Raw genomic sequence first — 18,577 nt, forward strand, 5'->3', positions numbered from 1 at the left:
CCTAGCAGAGCTGATTTTAGGAGTTTCTGTAGTTAGAATGCCCAAAAATACCCAGGATTACACAAGCTATCGTGAAAATAATTATCTATTCAGGGTTTGAGTACTGACTCAGAAATGATTCTCCCTAGACAATTCAGGATATGTTCTCCTAGAACTGCGGAATTTACTATCCATATCTCCAGATAACTGTTGATTGTGGTAATTATTAACAATCAGCCCCGGTAAAAATTAATCAGATGAATGCTGTTAAAAAATCAAGGACACCTGTTGCTTTAACCATTGCTGGCTCAGATAGCGGCGGTGGTGCGGGAATTCAAACTGATTTACGTACTTTTGCGTTTCACTGTGTTCACGGTACTAGTGCTATTACCTGCATTACAGCCCAAAATACTTTGGGTGTCAGGCGCGTTGATGCGATACCTAGTGAGGCTGTAGTGGCGCAAATGCAAGCAGTGGTTGAAGATATTGGCGTGCAAGCTGCGAAAACAGGAATGTTACTCAACCAGGAAATTATTTTGGCTGTGGCGCAGCAAGTAGAAGCTTTGCAAATTCTGAATTTGGTAGTAGATCCAGTTATGGTGTCACGTACTGGGGCACAATTAATTGATGATGATGCAGTAAACACTCTTTGCCATGCTTTAATCCCCCAAGCGGCTATTGTGACGCCAAACCGTTATGAAGCGCAAATTATGAGTGGGTTAACTATTAATAGCCTGGATGATATGCAAGCAGCAGCGCAAATCATTCACCAAAAATTAGGGGCGAAAGCGGTTTTAGTCAAGGGAGGCGGGATGGAGGGAAAAGCACATGGTGTTGATATCTGGTTTGATGGCGAAAAATTATCAACTTTGTCAACTCAGTTGATAGATACAAAAAATACTCATGGTACTGGTTGTACTTTATCGGCTGCGATCGCAGCTAATCTAGCTCAAAACCACGACCTATTTACAGCAGTACAACAGGCAAAAAACTATGTTACAACTGCCCTAACTTACTCTCTTGATATTGGTAAAGGACAAGGCCCTGTAGGACATTTTTTCCCTTTGCTGCAAAATACCAATTAGTCTGGTACTTGCTGTAATTCAGATTGCTGAGCGCTAAACTCAAATGGCAATGCAGCTTTAGAGCACTTATATGTAGTTATTTCATAATCTCCAGCAAAAATCTTTGCCCTGTTATCATTTTTCTATTATTCTTGGGCATAGTTTCAGTTTTGACTATCTCTGATAGTATCTCTAAAACAATGAACTACTCTAATTTTTCATGCTAAGTTACCTATGCAAGCGACAAATTCCATTTATAACCATCCACCTACACCAACAACTCCAACCTATCCCCCATCTGTACCCTTGTCTGTGTATCGGGAATTGGCAGACGAGTTACAAGTAGCACAAGCACAGTTAAAGACTCTAGGTGTTAAAAATCAGCAACTAACACAAGAAAATCAATTGCTACGTCAAGAAATGACTAAATTGATTCAATCTTGTCTGCGATTACAAAAGTTGGTAGATTTTCCCGGACAACAGCCTAATCAGCCTCATAGTCAAGCACCTTCCACTAGTAATGAGGGGAAAAATACAACGCCGCCAAAAGCAGGGACAAAAACACGTCCTCGTCAGCAAGTCCCTCGTCCTCGTCCACCTGTATCGGAAGTCCCAGGTAAAAAAAGTCAACCTGCTTCTGTCTCTACACCTGTAATGGAAATGATGCAGCCGAAATCCCAGCCTGTATTTATCGAAGAGCAAGAAGTTAGATATTATGCTGCTAATGAGCCGGAAACTAAGGAAATTAGTGGATGGTGGTTAATTATTAGTATTTTATTAATTATGCTGACGGCTTTTAGTGCTGGGTATTTGGTCGTGCGTCCTCTGTTTGAACACCAAAGTCGTTAGTTACAACTGTCGGTGTTGTGGCTGTAACTTGATATTTTTTTTAAAATTTCGCTCTCACAATTATAAATTAATATTTCAGGAAATTTACCTATTTTTTGTTAACAAAAAATACATATTTTCATGGAAAAATATGACCATATTTTTGATATCATAATTATAAAAAATAGTTAAATATGAGATACATTGCCATAGTTAATTTAACAACTATTCCCATAGGTCATTGAAAGCCGTAAATTATTAAATATATTTTTAAGATAGTTCTACTAGTTAAAGTGTTAGACAAAGAATCTGGTTAGATATATAAACAAAGCTAGTAGAAACAAGGAGTCCAAATAAATGAAAAAAGTAGAAGCAATTATCCGCCCATTTAAGCTGGATGAAGTCAAAATCGCCTTGGTAAATGCTGGTATCGTCGGTATGACTGTTTCTGAAGTGCGCGGATTCGGCAGACAAAAAGGTCAAACTGAACGCTATCGCGGTTCTGAGTACACCGTCGAGTTTCTGCAAAAACTCAAAGTAGAAATCGTTGTAGAAGACAACCAAGTTGATATGGTAGTAGACAAAATTATTGCTGCTGCCCGCACTGGTGAAATTGGTGATGGTAAAATCTTCATTTCACCTGTTGAGCAAGTTGTTCGGATTCGTACAGGAGAAAAGAATACGGAAGCAGTTTAAAATTTGATGGCTGAGTTGTGAGTTCTGAGCGCTTAAATCAAAGAGTTTATCGAGTCAAGTTTTGGGTATTTAGCAGATGCTTAATGGCTAATATAATAAATTTTTCAAGAAACGGTGACATATCATCTTTTCACCATTATTAACTCAAAACTTACTCTTAACTTTCAACTTAGAACTCAGGACTCAGCTTTGTCAGTTGAGGAAGTAAAGCTGTAAAAGCTTTACCGCGATGGCTAAGCGATCGCTTCAACTGCGGCGTCATCTCAGCAAAAGTCAATTGTTTCTCTGGAACATAAAAAATCGGGTCGTACCCAAAACCACGAGTACCGCGAGGTGCATGAAGAATTACACCCCGACAAGTACCTTCAGATTGCAGGACGATCGCACCATCAGGACTAGCGATCGCAATTACACAGACAAATTGTGCTTGTCGGTTGATTTCCGCCCCTAATTCGCTTAATACCCTAGCAATGCGTTCGGAGTCGTTTCTAGCGTAACGTGCAGAATAGACTCCTGGCGCGCCATCTAAAGCATCTACTTGTAAGCCAGAATCATCGGCTATTGCCCATTTTCCCGTGGCTTTGGCAATTTGGGAGGCTTTTAAACAAGCATTGGCGGCAAAAGTATCGCCGGTTTCTTCAATTTCTAATTCTTCTGGTTTGAGGGATAATTCCCAACCAGAATCAGCCAGATAAGCTTGCATTTCTCGTAACTTACCGGGGTTACCTGTGGCTACTACAAGTGTTTTAGTCATTAGTCAATAGTCATTGGTCATTGATCAATAGTCATTGGTAAACCAGTGTGGTCTTGGGGAAACCCCATGAACAACTGGTGTTAGCGTAGCGTAAAGCCTTTGGCATAGTTTCTCTACGAGAGGCTGCGCCAACGCTTAGAGCGACGTTCGCGTCAGCGTCACCCGAAAGGTCAACAGTCAATAGTTCTGATATTTGGAATTACTGACTGTGGACTTTGGACTATTGACTAATTTTACGCTGCCCAGTGTTTCGCCCACGCAAGAGTTTCATGTACGCGATCAAGTGTGGCGGCTTCGCAGTATAAGCGTAAAACTGGTTCAGTCCCGCTAAAGCGAATCATTAACCAGCTATTGTCAGCTAGGCGGTATTTATAGCCGTCAATGGTTTGACAATCAATTACGGCTTGTCCAGCTATTTCTGTTAATGGTTGGGTTTGCAGTTGTTGTAAAAGCCGCGATCGCACTTCCATACTCGCTAAAGGTAAATCAATGCGATCGTAGGCGGAATTGAAGCCTGTTTGCTGTTGTAAACTCTGGTAATATTCGCCTAAATCTTGCCCTGATTCCACAATTGCTTCCAGCACATATAACGCTGATAGCAATGCATCTCGTTCGGGAATATGGCTACCATAGCCAATTCCTCCTGACTCTTCACCACCTAACAAGACTTCAGCGGCTAACATTCTGTCAGCAATATATTTATAACCAACGGGCGTCTCGAATACAGAGAGATGATGTAGTGCAGCTACCAGGGGAATTAAGTCAGAACCGCTGACTGTTTTGACAATTTCACCTGTAAAACCACGCCGTAAGGTTAAATGGTCAATTAATATCGGAATTAAGACTTGGGAACTTAAAAAGTTAGCTTCCCCATCGACGGCGGCGATGCGATCGCAGTCGCCATCAAATACTAACCCCACAGTTAAATTATTTGAATTGCTGGCGCGGTGATTTTTGATGACTGTAAATAGCTGGGATAAATATTTAGGTAAGGGTTCAGGCGCACCACCACCAAATAAAGGATCGCGATTGCTGTTGATTTCCTGGACGCGATCGCCTAATAATCTGGCTAATCCTCCCGCCGCCGCCCCATGCATCACATCAGCAAAGACAGTTAATTTACCATCAGCTAGAGCCGCGCGAATTTTGGCAATATCAACTTTACCTTCTAAACCTGCGGTATAACTCGGCCAAGGGTCAAATTTCTCCACCTCGCCAGGTGTAGCTGCTTGGGGTAATCCTTTGACTACGAGTGCTTCTATTTCTTTGGTAAATTCTGGCGATACTGAACCACCAAAATAGCCCTTGACTTTTAATCCTAGATATGCACCAGGATTATGACTAGCGGTAATTACCAAAGCACCCAAAGCATTCAGTTGTTTCGCCGCCCAGCTAAAAGCCGGAGTAGGAGCATAGCTATCACTGAGTAGCACATCAAATCCGATAGCGGTGACAGCATCAGCGACAGCAAGGGCAAAATCTTCGGCCATAAATCGGCGATCGTAACCAACTACGATTTTCTTAGTACCTACAACAGAAAAATAAGTATCATATAATACTTTTGCGGCTACTGGTGCAACCAAGGCTAGGCGTTCAAAGGTGAATTCATCACCAATCACACCTCGCCAGCCGTCTGTACCAAATTTGATAGAGTTTGCTACAACTGGCATGAAGGTATCCTAAATTTTTACCTGAGGATTTTATCATTTAGACTGTAGGCTTTGTAAAAAAAGAATATAGTACTAATGAATAAATTCTCCTCAGTAGTTGCGAAATTCAGATGAGCTAAGAATAAGCCCAAGAGTCGCGATAGATAAAAATATTAATAATCCTTAATAGCAACTACTATTAAGGATTGTATATAGGAGCAGCAAACTGCTCAACACCCTGATTGTCTTTAAAAATCATCGAGAAACTGGCTAAGCCTGCTGATCACCGGGTCAACCTCTTGAGGAGGCGGAGGTGGAACATATGTATTATTAACTACCTCCCCTACTGATGCTGCTGAAGCTGATGCTGGAGCCGCATACTGAATCACAGGTCGTTCAGCAACCATGATAGCCAAGTGAGCAACTTGTTGAGTCAGGTGCAGAATTTGGCTTTCCATTGACTCCAAACGATGAGATTCCTTGGCAAAAAAGCGTTCCTCAAGGTCAGCCAGTTGATGTTGCAGTCTACCGATTTCTTGTTCAACCGCCGTTGTGGATGGTGTTTGCGTACCAGGTTTGACTGATTCTGGTACACATAAAGATTGCCATAGAGCTTCTTTACAGAGGTCGCTGAAAGTTTTATCGACTTGTTTCTCCAAATAGCTTTCTACAAGAGCCAACAAGCTTTCATCAGCGACCCCTGGATTGAACGTGACCGATTTAACTACTTTTTTTGACCATTGGAACATCAGTTTTAAGCCCTAGAAGAGCGAACAGCAGATAATTGCGCCTCTCCATAAATATACTGCCCCAAGGCATTAGCTTGTCGGGAAGGTGCAGCTAAATAAGCGTTAATTTTAGCCTCCTTCAGTAGCCGTTGTACATCTTCCCAGAAAAATTGACCACCACCTCCGGTGATAATCACATCAGTCACCCGTTCTGGTAACCAGGCGAGAACACGACTACAAATTTCTCGAGAAAACATCTCTATAAGATTGGGCAGAAAATCATCAAGATTGGTTGGCTTGCTGGCACCTTTAGGACGGTAGAATCTTTCGCCCTTGGGTTTATTCACAGCAGAAATCAAGGCTAAAGATTGGCTATCAGCGCCTTCAATTTCAGCCGCAACAAGTTCATAAAACTTATTCATCCCGAAATCTTCACTCTTAGAAGCTCCTCGAGCAAAGCGGAAGTTATCTACCATCAACAGATCAATGGTTTGATGGCCAATATCAACGATAGCAACTGAGATTTTTGTAAAATCAGGAACTGTCGCACCTTTTTGAGGTTGAGCTTCTGTCCATAAAAGGCTGCCGTAGCCTTCTGGCATTACCCAAACTTTACTAATATTGAGATTTACAGATTCACCTCGGAAGTTTAAAACATGAGGGCCACTTACCGAGCTAATTAACTGTGCTTTTTCTTTTTCAAACTGTTCTAAAGAAAGGAAAGGCAGACCCAGTACGACAGAAATATCGTCTTTGAGTTTAAAGTAGCCTGCACAGGCTAATACTTTTACTAGTGCATCCTCTACCTTAGATTGACCCACTCCCAAATTAGCCCCAAAGTCCGCGGCCAGTTGACCGACAGCGTAGCCACTACCTTGATACTCTAGCCACAAATCCATTAAAGGATCGGTCGCCCGGGCTTCAAACACACCCCCGCGTACTTGTTCTATAGACATTTGCTTGACGTTTGCTGGTACGAACACCACATTATTTGGTTCGCGGCTGACGCAAGTTTTGGTAGAAGTTCTGCCTAAATCAACACTGAGAATTGCCTTATTACCCGAAAAGGTACTTGGCTTGGGTGTAGTAGTTGCGTTAATAGGGGTGGACGCAGACACCCGATTCATGGGTATAGCGGCGGCATTTATTGGGGTAGCGGCGGAAGGTTGGTCTGTCATAAAGCTCCTAGTCCTAACTTAACTGTAAAAACTAATCCTGCTCAATCTTACAAAAATGGGAATTACCAAAAATTCCTGGCTGCGTCAAGTGTAGCTAGAAATACGCAAAAAATTAAGTCAGGCGATCGCGAATCTAGCATTATTGGGGATAGTTTAGGCCAATATCAAGTATATTTAACACCCATTTTGATAACAAAAACTTTTATATTTCATTTTCTGGTGCTTTTACGCTTGCGTTTGAACACCCAAATAGCAAAGGCGACAACCAAGCTCCCAAGCACGATTTTTGATACAGGAGCAAGGTACTGATCCACAAGTTCATACTGACTACCCAAAAGGTATCCTGAGTATGTTAGCAAACCTACCCAGGCAGCGCTACCCACAGTTGTGTAAAACAAGAAAGGTAACAAGGGCATATTGCTCATACCTGCCGGTACAGAGATTAAAGTCCGAATTCCTGGTACCAAACGACCAATTAATACAGCTTTACTACCTTTTCGATTAAACCATTGCGTTGCTTTCGTAATATCGTGACTGGATATAGCAATCCATTTACCATATTTGTCAGCTAATCGTTTTAAACGTTTTTCACCCAATAACTGTCCTGGATAGTACCAAATCAACGCACCCACGACTGAACCAAACAGTCCTGCGAGAAATACGCCAATAATACTAAGTTTTGCCCCTCCTGGCTGATTTGGACTAGCTGTAAACCCTGCCAGTGGCATAATCAGCTCTGAAGGAATCGGGGGAAAAAGATTTTCTAAAAACATCAGTAGAGCAATACCCCAGTATCCTAAAGAGTTGATCGTATTAGTTATCCATTCAAGCATTAATTTAATTCCTGAAATTACTATATTTTGGTTACTAAATTTAATTATTTCTCCTGCTGGGAAACCCGATTATTTAGGTTAATAAAACCTGCTAATGAAACTTAGTAAATTAAAATCAAAAGATTTAGCTTAGCAGAAAAGGCAAAAATCAAAAATGCTTTTGGCATTTGATTTTTGCCTTTTGATTGTTATCCTCTCTCAGCTTGTTTAGACTGTTGGAGTTAGCGATTGCACTCTTGGTTCAGATTGCCAATCTAATGGATTCCAAACCCTATCTTCTAAGGCCATTTGCTCAATTAAACTGGCTAATCTTAAAGCTTTTAAAGCTTGTTCCCCACCAACTGAAGGTTGATTTCCACCATGTACGCAGTTCACAAAATGTTCTAGTTCTGCACTTAGAGGTTGAACATTAGTAGTATAAACTTTCTCAATTACACCATCCTGGCGATAAAGTACTTGCCGAGGATCGTTGAGAGAATTGTGATTTGTTTGGCGGTGAATCAAAATTTCATTTTTGAGAAAATCCGCTTCAGTAAAGGAATTTTTGCAATGGGCAACAATCCGCCGGATTTTACGATGAGTGACTTTGCTTGCAGTTAAAGTTGCTACAATACCATTAGCGAATCCTAAGGTGGCAGTCACGTAATCTAAATAACCAGAGTCTAATGCACGGGTTCCACTAGCAGTTAACTTGACAACTGGAGAGGCAGCTAATTCCAGAAGTAGGTCAATGTCATGGATCATTAAATCCAGCACCACAGATACATCATTTGCCCGATCTGAATAAGGACTCATGCGATGGGCTTCGAGCGCTAATAAATCCTCAGTTTTCAGCACTTTGCTCAGTTCCCTAAATGCGGGATTGAAGCGTTCAATGTGACCTACTTGGAGAATACACTGAGATTCAGCAGCGGCATTCACGAGGGATTCTGCCTCAGAAATACTGGCAGCAATTGGTTTTTCAATTAAAACGTGAATTCCTGCTAACAAACAGTTAATGCCCACAGCGTAATGCAAGCGGGTAGGAACGGCAATGCAAACCGCTTCTACATGGGGTAGTAAGTCACAGTAATCTTCAAAAAATTTGACTTTGTATTTGCTAGCGGTTTCTAATCCTCGCTCGACGTTAATATCGGAAACCCCCACCAGTTCAACATCTTTCATTGAACTCAGGACTCGGGTATGATGTTGCCCCATGTTACCCACTCCAATTACGCCTATGCGAATTGGTCGTGGTTGGTTGCGCTGTGTGTATGGATTTGGTTCTGCCACTGACATGCTATCTTGCACTATGATTCTCTCCTCAACCACCAAATTTAGAGACGCTACGGTCGTTGGCCTTTATACTTAACTGCCTGTTACGATCCGTCTAAAACCATCCAGATGGTAACATAGAGGTTCTCTTTATGAAGAATTTCAAAGTTTGTTATGGGTTCCCGCAATCTGAGTGTCTTTTGTATATTCAGTCGATCTTTGATTAATTTTTTACACTTTACACAAAATCCAATATGTCTTTTTATTAACTTTATAATCTAAGTAATACCTAAAACTAAATTACTCAATAGGAATTAGGTAATTAATTATCTTGATCGATATCTGATTGACACGATCAGAAGTTAATCATTTTTTGTCGGGAAATTTACAAAAAAATCAAAATCACATACTGAGATTAGGTTGGCAATAAAATTGAAATCATCGGGCGATCGCGAATAGTAATGAGTAATTTAATAATTTTTACATAATTCTCTGTAATACTGACAGATTGTGCAGTGAGATTTTTTGGAGAATCTATTGTAGAGAATGACCTATGAATAGTTGAGGTCGTAATTGGAAATGCGATCGCTAACATAGGTGCAAAGGTTTGAGTAGTAAAATTTAGCGATTTGAAATCCCAAATTAATAATCCTGATGAAAGCTGTAATTCTGTTGTCTGGAGGATTAGACTCTTCCACAATTCTGTACCAAGCTAAGGCTGATGGCTATGAGTGTCACGCCCTTTCTTTTGATTATCGCCAGCGACATCAGCGAGAGTTACAGTCTGCCCTATTGGTAGCACAAAAAGCTGGGGTGGCGACTCATCAGATAGTCAACTTTGATTTACGTCAATGGGGTGGTTCAGCACTGACAGACGATGACATAGATTTACCGCAGGAACGTTCCCTGAGTGAAATGTCGCAAAACATTCCTGTAACTTATGTCCCTGCCAGAAATACGATCTTTTTAAGTTTTGCCCTCGCTTATGCAGAAACAATCGCCGCAGAACGTGTCTATATAGGTGTTAACGCTTTAGATTACTCTGGTTATCCTGATTGTCGCCCCGACTATATTCAGGCGATGCAGGAAGTTTTCCGCTTAGGAACTAAGCAAGGACGAGAGGGAGAAGCGATTACTATTGTTGCGCCCTTGATTAACCTGAAAAAAACCGAAATTATCCAGCTTGGTAATCAACTGGGCGTACCTTGGGAACTCACATGGTCTTGTTACGCTGGTGCCGATGTCGCCTGTGGTGTCTGTGATTCCTGCCGCCTCAGGCTAGCCGCATTTGCGGAATTAGGCTTAAATGACCCTGTGGCTTATGCTTAGTGGTAGGTTGGGGGAATAAGGCAAGTGGGAGGAAGCAGAGGGGAAAAGTAGACTTGGGGCGTGACGCAGAGAAATAAATAATTCTCAATGCCCAATACCCAATACTTCGACTTCTCCCAAGGGGAGACGCTGCGCGAACGCTCAGTACAAGTGCCCAATGCCCAACTCATTAAGTTCCTGTCTCTTCTTTTAGCCGTCGTAGTTGGACTTGGTGCAACCGAGGCCCAACTACTGAAACGACGGTAAATTCCAGATTTTGAAAACAGAAAGTTTCACCTTTAGCAGGTAGTTTTTGCAGATGGTACAGCAGAAAACCCCCTAAGGTTTGATATTCCTTAGCCAAAGGCAAATTTAAATTCAAAATTTCGTTGAGGTCTTCTAAATTAATTTGTGCTTGAACAAGAAATGTTTGCTCATCTAACATTTGGATGAGTAGATCTTCAGTGCTATCAAGTACACCTGCATCGCCAATAATTTCGGCAATGACATCTTGAAGTGTCACCAAGCCGACAATTCCGCCAAATTCATTCACTACCATCACCATAGCGGGTTTCTCCTGCTGCATCATCGGCAAGAGTTCGCTTAAGGGGGTGTGTTCTGGAACAAAGCTAGCTGGACGCATCCAAGGTTGAATCGATGATTTTAAAGTTAGCTTACCTACAGCTAAAGGCTGCGCCATGTCTTTGAAGTAAGCAATCCCGCGAATATCATCTAAAGAGTCGCCGATGATAGGGTAGCGGGAATGACCAGTATCAACCATTTCTTGAAGGAATTGCTCAAAGGTAGCGTCTTTAGGTAAAGCGACGATGCTGGTGCGGGGAATCATTACTTCTTGCACCATAACATCGCCAAATTCAAAGATGTTATTCAGTAATTCTCGCTCGGAACGCTGTAAACCAGTGGATTCTCGTTCTGTAGAGATAATTAGCTGCAATTCTTCAGGGGTGACAGGTGGTCTCCAGCCTTGACCAGTGTATTCAATGCCGAACAATCTTAACAGCCAGCGATTTGATTGGTTAAGAATCCAGATGAAGGGGCTGAAAAAACGCACGATCGCTTTTACAGAAGGCCCTAAAAATCTGGCTAGCTGTTCTGAGTACAGCATTGCTACTGATTTAGGACACAGTTCTCCTAAAACAATTTGTAAATAGGCAATCAAAAAGAAAGCGATGGGGATAGAGAGAGAATGAGCGATAAACAGACTCATTTCTTCAGGTAAAGGCCAGGATTTCAACCATGCATCTACCAACAGCACAATTGTGTTTTCGCCAATCCAGCCTAATGCCAAACTAGAAAGGGTAATGCCTAACTGGGTGGTAGATAGCAGGCGATCGATACTACGCTGTAACATTTCTACAGCGATCGCGGGAATGTCACCAGCTTGGACTAACTGATGGATACGCGATCGCCTCACTGTCACCATTGAAAACTCGGCTGTGACAAAAAAAGCATTGATGGTAATCAGTAGCAAAACTGATAACAATCGCAGCCCCACATCTGTCCAAATTAAACTAGGAAAACCACTCACCGCTACAGCTCGTGTACAACTTATGCACCCACTCTTGGATTGGCAATTTGAGATTTGGGAATTAGGGATGGTGGTTGCGATCGTTCCCCAGTTCCCAATACTACAAAACAACAGTTACTTGACCAAGGAACTTGCTCACTCTAATAGCTTTAACATCGCCATACCAATCTCAAATTTCCCATCCCTATATTCACAATTGCCTGGTTTATTTTTCTACAGGAATATTCGACACTTCCAACTTTAATTCTTGAGCAGGATAGTCTGTCAACGACAGAGAAATCTTACTGACATCATCAAGTAAAGCTGTGGGAATGCTCACTGTACCAGAAAACGTTGGCCCGTTAGCTGGTAATTCTGCTGGTAAACCCTCAGTACTCGCGCTGAGAGTACGTCCTTTATCATCGGTAACATCCAAGAAACTATAAAGGAACCTCACAGAATCAGCACCTTTATTCTGCATTTTCACTCTCAAGAGTAAATCTCCCCCAGAATAGCGTGCAGATTGGACAGCGAAAGTTACACCTTTATTTTCAGCCGTAACGGGAAATCCTTTTTGGGGTTTTTCCTCAGCTACTTCTGAAGGCTTTTCTTCTGGCTTCTGCTGACTATTATTAGTCTCCTCTTCATCTTCATCTAGTTTTTCGGATTTAGCAGCTTTGGTTTTACCTTCAATCCGTGCCTTGACAATTTTCAGTATTTCTTCTTCTCTTAATAGTACTAAACTACCGGGTTGGGAGTTCGAGGATTTACTGCTAGTAAATTTACTTGTGGGACGACCATCTGGGGTTGTTACACCTTTAAGTGCTGAACTCCCTAAGGTGAACCCCCAAAATGCACTAACAGATCCTGCTCCCAACATCAGGGTTAACAAAATTAACGTAAGAAGTACAGTGGAATTTAGTTTCATCGCTCTTGCGCTGTTGCCCAATCAGGCTAGTTTATTTAAAAAACGTTTTTAGGCTGTTGACCTTGCCAATTTTAGACTCTAGATTACCAATTTGAGATTTTTTTGCTTGATACCTCATTAAAGCCGGAGTGCCATTAACCTGCACATCAGCGTATTCACCAAGTTTCAAGCTCTATCCATTCATCGGCAGGGTCAATCCAAAATCCAAAATCAGTTGACATCAATCCTTATAAGAACTTAATCAATATTAGTCTGGACTATTTCATAATTAAATTATGTAGTAAAAAAATCTGCTAAACTATTCTCAATGGTACAAAAGCTAGTATAATCAGGCTACAATAAAAATCCGCCCAGGGTTGGCCGAGCGGTTGAGGCAGCGAACTCATAATTCGCCCAAGGCAGGTTCAACTCCTGCACCCTGGATTTAAAAATTAATAAAATTTGAGTGCTGAGCTAGTATCAGCAGTCAGCACTAAGCAATCCTACCGCGGCAATCTAACCGTACAATTAAATTTTAAAAGCGGAACTCCGTGCCGACTTTTAAACGTTCAGCATTGCTGCGGGGAGACATGAGAATTGATGTACCGTAAGGATTAGGTAAATCTGGGGTACGCAGATAGGGATCGTTGGTAGCTTGCTGTGTCAGCATATCCCGATAAATACCATTTACCAATTCGCCATCACGGGCAATTTCGTTTTCTGGAAAAGTGTTGGAAAATGACCCAGCACCGAGAAAAGAGTCTAACTGCCGTTTTAAACTACGATTATCATAGAAATTCGGGTTATGGCGAAAATAAGCTCGCTCCATCGCATCACTGTTTGTTTCATAATTGGATGTTGTGGTTTGAGCTTTGCTAACTGAAGGAAAAGCAATAGTAGTAGCTACCAGTACTAGAAAAATACTAGAAGGTCGAAGTTTTATACCCATATTCATGACTCCTCAAATTTTGGGCGAATCTTAATTTATGCTTAAATTCAGAACCCCGATTGGTTCAACCTTTGGTGTAGCACAATAATTAACCTCTTGTAATGACTTATTCTACTGAAACCGACAACTTATCCAATATTTGGGCGGCTACTGCTGACTTGACTACGCTGCGCCAAAATTTACTAGATTTATTCTGTCAACTGGCTTATCAAGAGGGTGATTTTATTCTTTCTTCTGGGTTACGTAGTACTTACTACGTCAACAAGACACAAGTAACGCTACATCCCCAAGGCGCTTTAGCTGTAGGTAGACTACTTTTTCCTTTATTACCGGGCGATACCCAAGCCGTAGCTGGTTTAACATTGGGTGCTGACCCAATTGTGACAGCAGTTAGTGTAGTTTCTGTGTATGAAAATCGACCAATTCCGGCACTGATTATTCGTAAAGAAGCCAAAGGTTATGGAACCAAGGCTTATATTGAAGGGCCGAGTTTGCCAGAAGGTGCAAAAGTTGTAGTGTTGGAAGATGTGGTGACAACTGGACAATCTGCTTTGAAAGCTGTTAATCGTCTCCAAGAAGCAGGTTATACCGTAGAGCAAGTAATTGCACTAGTAGACAGATTGCAAGGAGGCGCAGAGTTATATCAGTCAGCAGGGTTAAAGTTTACAACGTTATTTTCGATTGAGGAAATTCAGAAGCGGTATCGGGAATTAGGAAGTTAGTTGACTGATGCAAGATGCGATCGCAATTTTACTTTGTTGGTAATTAGCCGATCAAGAGTGCGATCGCATTTTTGATATTGTGAATAATTTCTCTGCATCTACAAATCAATGACAAAATCCGCAGACGTTAGCACAAAACGCTTAATTAGCCTCGCACCAGATAACTGGGTAAAGTGGGTTACAGGAATTCCTGATATTATCGCAGGTGAAATACTCAATTCAGAATTTCAATGTATTAGTCGAGAAAGTGACGTTTTAATTCGGGCGAAAAATCCCCAGTATGGTAATTTTTTAGTTCTCAATGAACTACAACTGCGTCCCACGCCAGAAATGCCTAGAAGAATGCGTGCTTATGCCGCACTTGCAGAAGAAAAATATAAATTACTAACATATCCTGTATTAATTAATATTCTGAAAACTGGCGATGCAGAAATACCTACAAGTTATGAAACCAATATTGCAGGTTTGCGAGCAATTCAAGATTATCGCGTCATCAATTTGTGGGAAGTTGATGTAAATATTGCTTTTGAACAGCCTTTACCATCTTTACTACCTTTTGTGCCAATTCTTAAAGGTGGTGAAAACGAATCAATCATTAGAGAAGCCTTAAGAATTCTCCGGGATGACGAACAGCTAAACCAACTTGAGACGGTTTTAGCATTTTTTGCTACGTTTGTATTAGAAAGCGCCCTAGTTCAAGAAATCATGAGGTGGGATATGGCTGTATTACGCGAATCGCCTTGGTATCAAGAAATTGAGCAGCGTGGAGTCGAACGCGGACGACGGGAAGAGTTATTTTCCAGTATTGAATTACTATTAGAGATGAAGTTTGGTAGCGAAGGTTTAGAATTGATGCCAATAATATCTCACATTAATGATTTAGAAAGATTAAAATCAATTCAACAAGCAATTAAAACTGCTAATTCAGTTGAGGATTTACGACAAATTATTTAGTCTTGGATCAGTTAATTTATAATAACTTCACCAACGAATGTATAACTAAGCAGTATGCATCGGAATTCGTTGTTCTCGGCAAGTCCGTTCATAAATACTATCTAGTTCTACTGGTAAACAAATTTCACCATGCAACCACAATGGTAAAGTAGGTAGCATACCGCCGATATTCAGTTTTTCTTGCCAAATATCTAGTTTATACTGCCCATTTTGTTGGATAGGTCGATAAGCAGTAGCATAAAGTTCAGCATTAAAAAGCAATGCATTATTTTCTGCGACACGGGTTAATAATTCATTGTGTAGATTTGTCTTCCTTTCTGTTACAACATCAACAATTACTAAACCAATACCCTGTCGTAAATAGGTTTCACATTTAGAAACAAAAGCATTTCGATGACTAGAACGGTCTTTATTAGCAGGACTGACTAATTCTATTGCTCCGGCTAAAATTGGGCCAGCCTCAGTATTAAAAATATTTACTTCTACTGTTTCATCTGTCGGTAGAAAAGCTATTGTTTGCGCAGGTGGTGGCGGACTCCAAATATTATAAATATTTTTTGATTCCTGCCATGACTCTTCAAACGCTGCTATATCAATTTCAATGCCAAATTGTACATTTGGTTCAGCAAAATAACCTTCTGGCAATTTAGCATTTAAATCAGATGCAATATAAGTCGCCCAAGCATTATGAAATGCGTGCCAGTGACGGCGAATTGAGAGTGGTGGACGAAAATGGTCTTGCAGCATCATGTTTGATAAAATGGGTTGCGAAAAGGTTTAAATAAATATTGAGTCGTCGCCGTTTTTTAATAAACATAAAGGTAAATTATCCTGAGATTGAGAAGTAAATGGTTCAAAGCAAAGATCAATTTATTGAACTTCACTTTTGACTTTTTCGCTTTTTTAATAGTTCCTATAAGTGCTAATAATTCTTCTAAATATTCTTTAACAAATTAGTCGTGAGATTGAGAGTCATTAAGATTTAAGCAGATACGTTAATTAAAATTTTTATTGAATAATTGTTTAGCCTGTTCATAAACTTCAAGAGTAATTACAGATATACTATTCTCCTGATCATAATTTTCAATCTTTTTACGTGCAAAAGGACGAACAAAAAAAGGAATTTCTTTAATTTTCACTTCTGCTTCAGCAGTCCATTTAATTGGTTCACTCATAAATTTTGACAATTTTAAATATTATTTTGCGAATTGGTCATGAAATTGGCGAGTCATTGAAGTAAAAATATTTTCATCTCATTTTATATTTGAGATCCCCAAATTATTCAAAAATTGGGGATCTTATTGTTTAGGTTTTAAACCTGAGCTACCTTATCTTTCGCTAAGAACTTCTCCAACTCAGTCAACGCATCAGCATCAACTTTGGTTTGCATAGGACAGAACTTAGGCCCGCACATAGAACAAAACTCAGCAGTTTTATAAATATCTGCTGGTAAAGTTTCATCGTGATATTCTTTAGCTCTTTCTGGATCGAGTGATAATTCAAATTGACGATTCCAGTCAAAGTTATAACGGGCTTTAGACAATTCATCATCTCTATCTCTAGCACCTTGGCGATGTCTAGCAATATCGGCTGCATGTGCGGCAATTTTATAAGCGATTAAGCCATTGCGCACATCTTCAGCATTGGGTAAACCCAAGTGTTCTTTAGGCGTGACATAGCACAACATTGCTGTACCATACCAACCAGCCATTGCAGCACCAATCGCTGAGGTAATATGGTCATAACCAGGAGCAATATCTGTCACCAATGGCCCCAACACATAGAAAGGCGCTTCTGAACACTCTTCCATTTGCTTGCGGACATTAAACTCAATTTGATCCATTGGTACATGTCCAGGCCCTTCTACCATCACCTGAACATTATCTTCCCAAGCTCTACGGGTTAGCTGTCCGAGGGTTTTCAATTCGGCTAATTGGGCGGCATCTGAGGCATCATGGGTACAGCCAGGGCGGAGAGAATCACCTAAACTAAAGGAAACATCGTATTTTTTGAAAATTTCAACGATGTCCTGGAAGTGTGTGTATAGCGGATTTTGTTTGTGGTGATGCAGCATCCACCGCGCCAAAATACCGCCACCACGAGAGACAATTCCTGTAATCCGGCTTCTGACTAAAGGTAAATGTTCTAGCAAAATTCCCGCATGGATAGTTTGATAATCTACCCCTTGCTGGGCGTGTTTTTCGATGACATGGAGAAAGTCATCGGGAGTGAGTTTTTCAATTGTGCCGTGAACACTTTCTAAAGCTTGATAAACGGGGACTGTGCCAATAGGAACAGGTGAAGCTTGAATAATCGCGGTACGAATTTCATCTAAGTTACCGCCGCCTGTGGACAAGTCCATCACGGTATCAGCACCATACTTCACTGCTAGTTGCAGCTTATCCACTTCTTCTTGAAGATTAGACGAGTTGGGAGAAGCACCGATATTAGCATTTACTTTACATTTAGAGGCAATACCAATAGCCATTGGCTCTAAATTGGTGTGATTAATATTAGCCGGGATAATCATTCGCCCCCGCGCCACTTCCTCGCGAATAAGATCCGCAGGGAGATTTTCCCGCTGGGCGACGTAGTGCATTTCTTCTGTGATGACACCCTGACGCGCGTAGTGCATTTGAGTTACATTGCTCTGCCCATGACGCTTGGCAACCCATTCTGTCCGCATATTGAATTCCTCGATAAACAGCTTCCCTCCGCTGGTATTACCCAGACTCAGGTGTTAAGGGTGTGATCTCAGCCTAGATTATTCAGGCACCCCTAGCATGGATGTAGATTGTACCATTTTGCTTATAGCTGGAAGCAAGGCTGTTAACAATTCCTGAGGTGAAATAAAAAGCTGTTAACCATCAACTACCATAGAGCGATCGCTTTTTTCAAACTCTAAGTATATGAATTGTCAACCAGCAGATGGATGATTTTTCTAGCCAATCCTCATTTTTTCCTCATTTTTAATTGCTAGAAACAACATTAGGTATACATTGAACCTATACAGTATTCCCCGACTGTTGCGTCGGGGTTTTTTCTTATAGCTTGATGCGATCGCTTTTTTGACACTTCACCCATACTTGTTGTAAACCGTAGGTGCAGGATTATCCGCATCATAAACAATCATGATATTTGTTAGCGGCTGTCTATCAACAATAAAGACCGCCGACATATTTTAGAACTTGGCATAATTGATTTTTGAATATATTCTTTTTCTTAGAATGCCCAAAATCGTGCTTT

General features: G+C 41.0%; 18 protein-coding genes, 1 tRNA gene and 1 riboswitch. Of the genes, 7 read left to right on the forward strand and 12 right to left on the reverse strand.

Features of this window, described 5'->3' with window-relative positions:
* Nucleotides 1-236 precede the first annotated feature (236 nt).
* The 3 genes from thiD (at nt 237) to H6G41_RS04650 (ending at nt 2,567) form a co-directional block, all read left to right on the forward strand.
* The gene (gene thiD, locus H6G41_RS04640) at nt 237-1,064 is read left to right on the forward strand and encodes a bifunctional hydroxymethylpyrimidine kinase/phosphomethylpyrimidine kinase (protein ID WP_190744005.1); all 828 of its coding nucleotides are present in this window, start codon (nt 237-239) and stop codon (nt 1,062-1,064) included.
* Nucleotides 1,065-1,277: 213 nt separating this feature from the next.
* The gene (locus H6G41_RS04645; protein ID WP_190744007.1) at nt 1,278-1,892 is read left to right on the forward strand and encodes a hypothetical protein; all 615 of its coding nucleotides are present in this window, start codon (nt 1,278-1,280) and stop codon (nt 1,890-1,892) included.
* A gap of 336 nt (nt 1,893-2,228) precedes the next feature.
* Nucleotides 2,229-2,567 (forward strand): P-II family nitrogen regulator, encoded by a 339-nt coding sequence (locus H6G41_RS04650; RefSeq protein ID WP_017749852.1) that lies wholly within the window; start codon nt 2,229-2,231, stop codon nt 2,565-2,567.
* Nucleotides 2,568-2,736: 169 nt separating this feature from the next.
* On the opposite strand, the gene rdgB is transcribed toward H6G41_RS04650, so the two are convergent.
* From rdgB to H6G41_RS04680, 6 genes are all read right to left on the reverse strand, one after another.
* Nucleotides 2,737-3,321, reverse strand: a complete 585-nt coding sequence (gene rdgB / locus H6G41_RS04655) for an RdgB/HAM1 family non-canonical purine NTP pyrophosphatase (protein ID WP_190744009.1) — start codon at nt 3,319-3,321, stop codon at nt 2,737-2,739.
* A 233-nt stretch (nt 3,322-3,554) separates the two neighbouring features.
* Nucleotides 3,555-4,991 carry a phosphoglucomutase/phosphomannomutase family protein gene (locus H6G41_RS04660; protein ID WP_190744011.1) on the reverse strand — a complete coding sequence of 479 codons (1,437 nt, stop codon included), beginning with the start codon at nt 4,989-4,991 and terminating at the stop codon, nt 3,555-3,557.
* A 227-nt stretch (nt 4,992-5,218) separates the two neighbouring features.
* Complete coding sequence (locus tag H6G41_RS04665) at nt 5,219-5,719, reverse strand: plasmid segregation centromere-binding protein ParR (protein ID WP_190744013.1); 501 nt, start codon at nt 5,717-5,719, stop codon at nt 5,219-5,221.
* Nucleotides 5,720-5,724: 5 nt separating this feature from the next.
* Nucleotides 5,725-6,876, reverse strand: a complete 1,152-nt coding sequence (locus tag H6G41_RS04670; protein WP_190744015.1) for a ParM/StbA family protein — start codon at nt 6,874-6,876, stop codon at nt 5,725-5,727.
* 209 nt (nt 6,877-7,085) lie between these two features.
* Nucleotides 7,086-7,709, reverse strand: a complete 624-nt coding sequence (locus H6G41_RS04675; RefSeq protein WP_190744017.1) for a DedA family protein — start codon at nt 7,707-7,709, stop codon at nt 7,086-7,088.
* A gap of 207 nt (nt 7,710-7,916) precedes the next feature.
* Nucleotides 7,917-8,999, reverse strand: a complete 1,083-nt coding sequence (locus H6G41_RS04680; protein ID WP_190744019.1) for a Gfo/Idh/MocA family oxidoreductase — start codon at nt 8,997-8,999, stop codon at nt 7,917-7,919.
* A gap of 618 nt (nt 9,000-9,617) precedes the next feature.
* Here H6G41_RS04680 and queC point away from each other — a divergent pair.
* Nucleotides 9,618-10,292, forward strand: a complete 675-nt coding sequence (gene queC, locus H6G41_RS04685; protein ID WP_190744021.1) for a 7-cyano-7-deazaguanine synthase QueC — start codon at nt 9,618-9,620, stop codon at nt 10,290-10,292.
* 169 nt (nt 10,293-10,461) lie between these two features.
* Here the strand turns inward: queC and H6G41_RS04690 are convergent, their stop codons facing one another.
* Nucleotides 10,462-11,820 carry a hemolysin family protein gene (locus H6G41_RS04690; protein WP_190744023.1) on the reverse strand — a complete coding sequence of 453 codons (1,359 nt, stop codon included), beginning with the start codon at nt 11,818-11,820 and terminating at the stop codon, nt 10,462-10,464.
* A gap of 205 nt (nt 11,821-12,025) precedes the next feature.
* Nucleotides 12,026-12,727 carry a hypothetical protein gene (locus tag H6G41_RS04695; RefSeq protein WP_190744025.1) on the reverse strand — a complete coding sequence of 234 codons (702 nt, stop codon included), beginning with the start codon at nt 12,725-12,727 and terminating at the stop codon, nt 12,026-12,028.
* A gap of 350 nt (nt 12,728-13,077) precedes the next feature.
* Between H6G41_RS04695 and H6G41_RS04700 the strand changes: the two genes are divergently transcribed.
* A tRNA-Ile gene (locus H6G41_RS04700) sits at nt 13,078-13,150 on the forward strand.
* 91 nt (nt 13,151-13,241) lie between these two features.
* Here the strand turns inward: H6G41_RS04700 and H6G41_RS04705 are convergent.
* Nucleotides 13,242-13,655: a hypothetical protein gene (locus H6G41_RS04705; protein WP_190744027.1), complete on the reverse strand. Its 414-nt coding sequence runs from the start codon at nt 13,653-13,655 to the stop codon at nt 13,242-13,244.
* A 101-nt stretch (nt 13,656-13,756) separates the two neighbouring features.
* On the opposite strand from H6G41_RS04705, the gene pyrE reads away from it, so the two are divergent.
* Together pyrE and H6G41_RS04715 are read left to right on the forward strand one after the other, a co-directional pair.
* The gene (gene pyrE, locus H6G41_RS04710; RefSeq protein WP_190744029.1) at nt 13,757-14,377 is read left to right on the forward strand and encodes an orotate phosphoribosyltransferase; all 621 of its coding nucleotides are present in this window, start codon (nt 13,757-13,759) and stop codon (nt 14,375-14,377) included.
* Nucleotides 14,378-14,485: 108 nt separating this feature from the next.
* Complete coding sequence (locus tag H6G41_RS04715; RefSeq protein WP_190744031.1) at nt 14,486-15,331, forward strand: Rpn family recombination-promoting nuclease/putative transposase; 846 nt, start codon at nt 14,486-14,488, stop codon at nt 15,329-15,331.
* A 45-nt stretch (nt 15,332-15,376) separates the two neighbouring features.
* Here the strand turns inward: H6G41_RS04715 and H6G41_RS04720 are convergent, their stop codons facing one another.
* From H6G41_RS04720 to thiC, 3 genes are all read right to left on the reverse strand, one after another.
* On the reverse strand, nt 15,377-16,081 hold the full coding sequence (locus H6G41_RS04720; RefSeq protein ID WP_190744033.1) for a DUF4058 family protein: 705 nt from the start codon (nt 16,079-16,081) through the stop codon (nt 15,377-15,379).
* A gap of 245 nt (nt 16,082-16,326) precedes the next feature.
* The gene (locus H6G41_RS04725; RefSeq protein WP_190744035.1) at nt 16,327-16,506 is read right to left on the reverse strand and encodes a PCP reductase family protein; all 180 of its coding nucleotides are present in this window, start codon (nt 16,504-16,506) and stop codon (nt 16,327-16,329) included.
* Nucleotides 16,507-16,643: 137 nt separating this feature from the next.
* Entirely contained in the window at nt 16,644-18,017 is a 1,374-nt protein-coding gene (gene thiC, locus H6G41_RS04730) for a phosphomethylpyrimidine synthase (RefSeq protein ID WP_190744037.1), read from the reverse strand.
* A gap of 6 nt (nt 18,018-18,023) precedes the next feature.
* A riboswitch (TPP riboswitch) is annotated at nt 18,024-18,121 on the reverse strand.
* Between the last annotated feature and the right edge of the window lie 456 nt (nt 18,122-18,577).

The organism is Tolypothrix sp. FACHB-123 (genome assembly GCF_014697075.1).
Classification (GTDB): domain Bacteria; phylum Cyanobacteriota; class Cyanobacteriia; order Cyanobacteriales; family Nostocaceae; genus Aulosira.

What these genes read in the sequence shown, in the direction of transcription:
- H6G41_RS04705 (WP_190744027.1), bottom strand. Translation starts at nt 13,655, where the DNA reads ATGGGTATAAAACTTCGACCTTCTAGTATTTTTCTAGTACTGGTAGCT.
- H6G41_RS04725 (WP_190744035.1), bottom strand. Translation starts at nt 16,506, where the DNA reads ATGAGTGAACCAATTAAATGGACTGCTGAAGCAGAAGTGAAAATTAAA.
- H6G41_RS04645 (WP_190744007.1), top strand. Translation starts at nt 1,278, where the DNA reads ATGCAAGCGACAAATTCCATTTATAACCATCCACCTACACCAACAACT.
- thiD (WP_190744005.1), top strand. Translation starts at nt 237, where the DNA reads ATGAATGCTGTTAAAAAATCAAGGACACCTGTTGCTTTAACCATTGCT.
- thiC (WP_190744037.1), bottom strand. Translation starts at nt 18,017, where the DNA reads ATGCGGACAGAATGGGTTGCCAAGCGTCATGGGCAGAGCAATGTAACT.
- H6G41_RS04715 (WP_190744031.1), top strand. Translation starts at nt 14,486, where the DNA reads ATGACAAAATCCGCAGACGTTAGCACAAAACGCTTAATTAGCCTCGCA.
- H6G41_RS04695 (WP_190744025.1), bottom strand. Translation starts at nt 12,727, where the DNA reads ATGAAACTAAATTCCACTGTACTTCTTACGTTAATTTTGTTAACCCTG.
- queC (WP_190744021.1), top strand. Translation starts at nt 9,618, where the DNA reads ATGAAAGCTGTAATTCTGTTGTCTGGAGGATTAGACTCTTCCACAATT.
- H6G41_RS04675 (WP_190744017.1), bottom strand. Translation starts at nt 7,709, where the DNA reads ATGCTTGAATGGATAACTAATACGATCAACTCTTTAGGATACTGGGGT.
- rdgB (WP_190744009.1), bottom strand. Translation starts at nt 3,321, where the DNA reads ATGACTAAAACACTTGTAGTAGCCACAGGTAACCCCGGTAAGTTACGA.
- H6G41_RS04650 (WP_017749852.1), top strand. Translation starts at nt 2,229, where the DNA reads ATGAAAAAAGTAGAAGCAATTATCCGCCCATTTAAGCTGGATGAAGTC.
- H6G41_RS04660 (WP_190744011.1), bottom strand. Translation starts at nt 4,991, where the DNA reads ATGCCAGTTGTAGCAAACTCTATCAAATTTGGTACAGACGGCTGGCGA.
- H6G41_RS04670 (WP_190744015.1), bottom strand. Translation starts at nt 6,876, where the DNA reads ATGACAGACCAACCTTCCGCCGCTACCCCAATAAATGCCGCCGCTATA.
- H6G41_RS04665 (WP_190744013.1), bottom strand. Translation starts at nt 5,719, where the DNA reads ATGTTCCAATGGTCAAAAAAAGTAGTTAAATCGGTCACGTTCAATCCA.
- pyrE (WP_190744029.1), top strand. Translation starts at nt 13,757, where the DNA reads ATGACTTATTCTACTGAAACCGACAACTTATCCAATATTTGGGCGGCT.
- H6G41_RS04720 (WP_190744033.1), bottom strand. Translation starts at nt 16,081, where the DNA reads ATGATGCTGCAAGACCATTTTCGTCCACCACTCTCAATTCGCCGTCAC.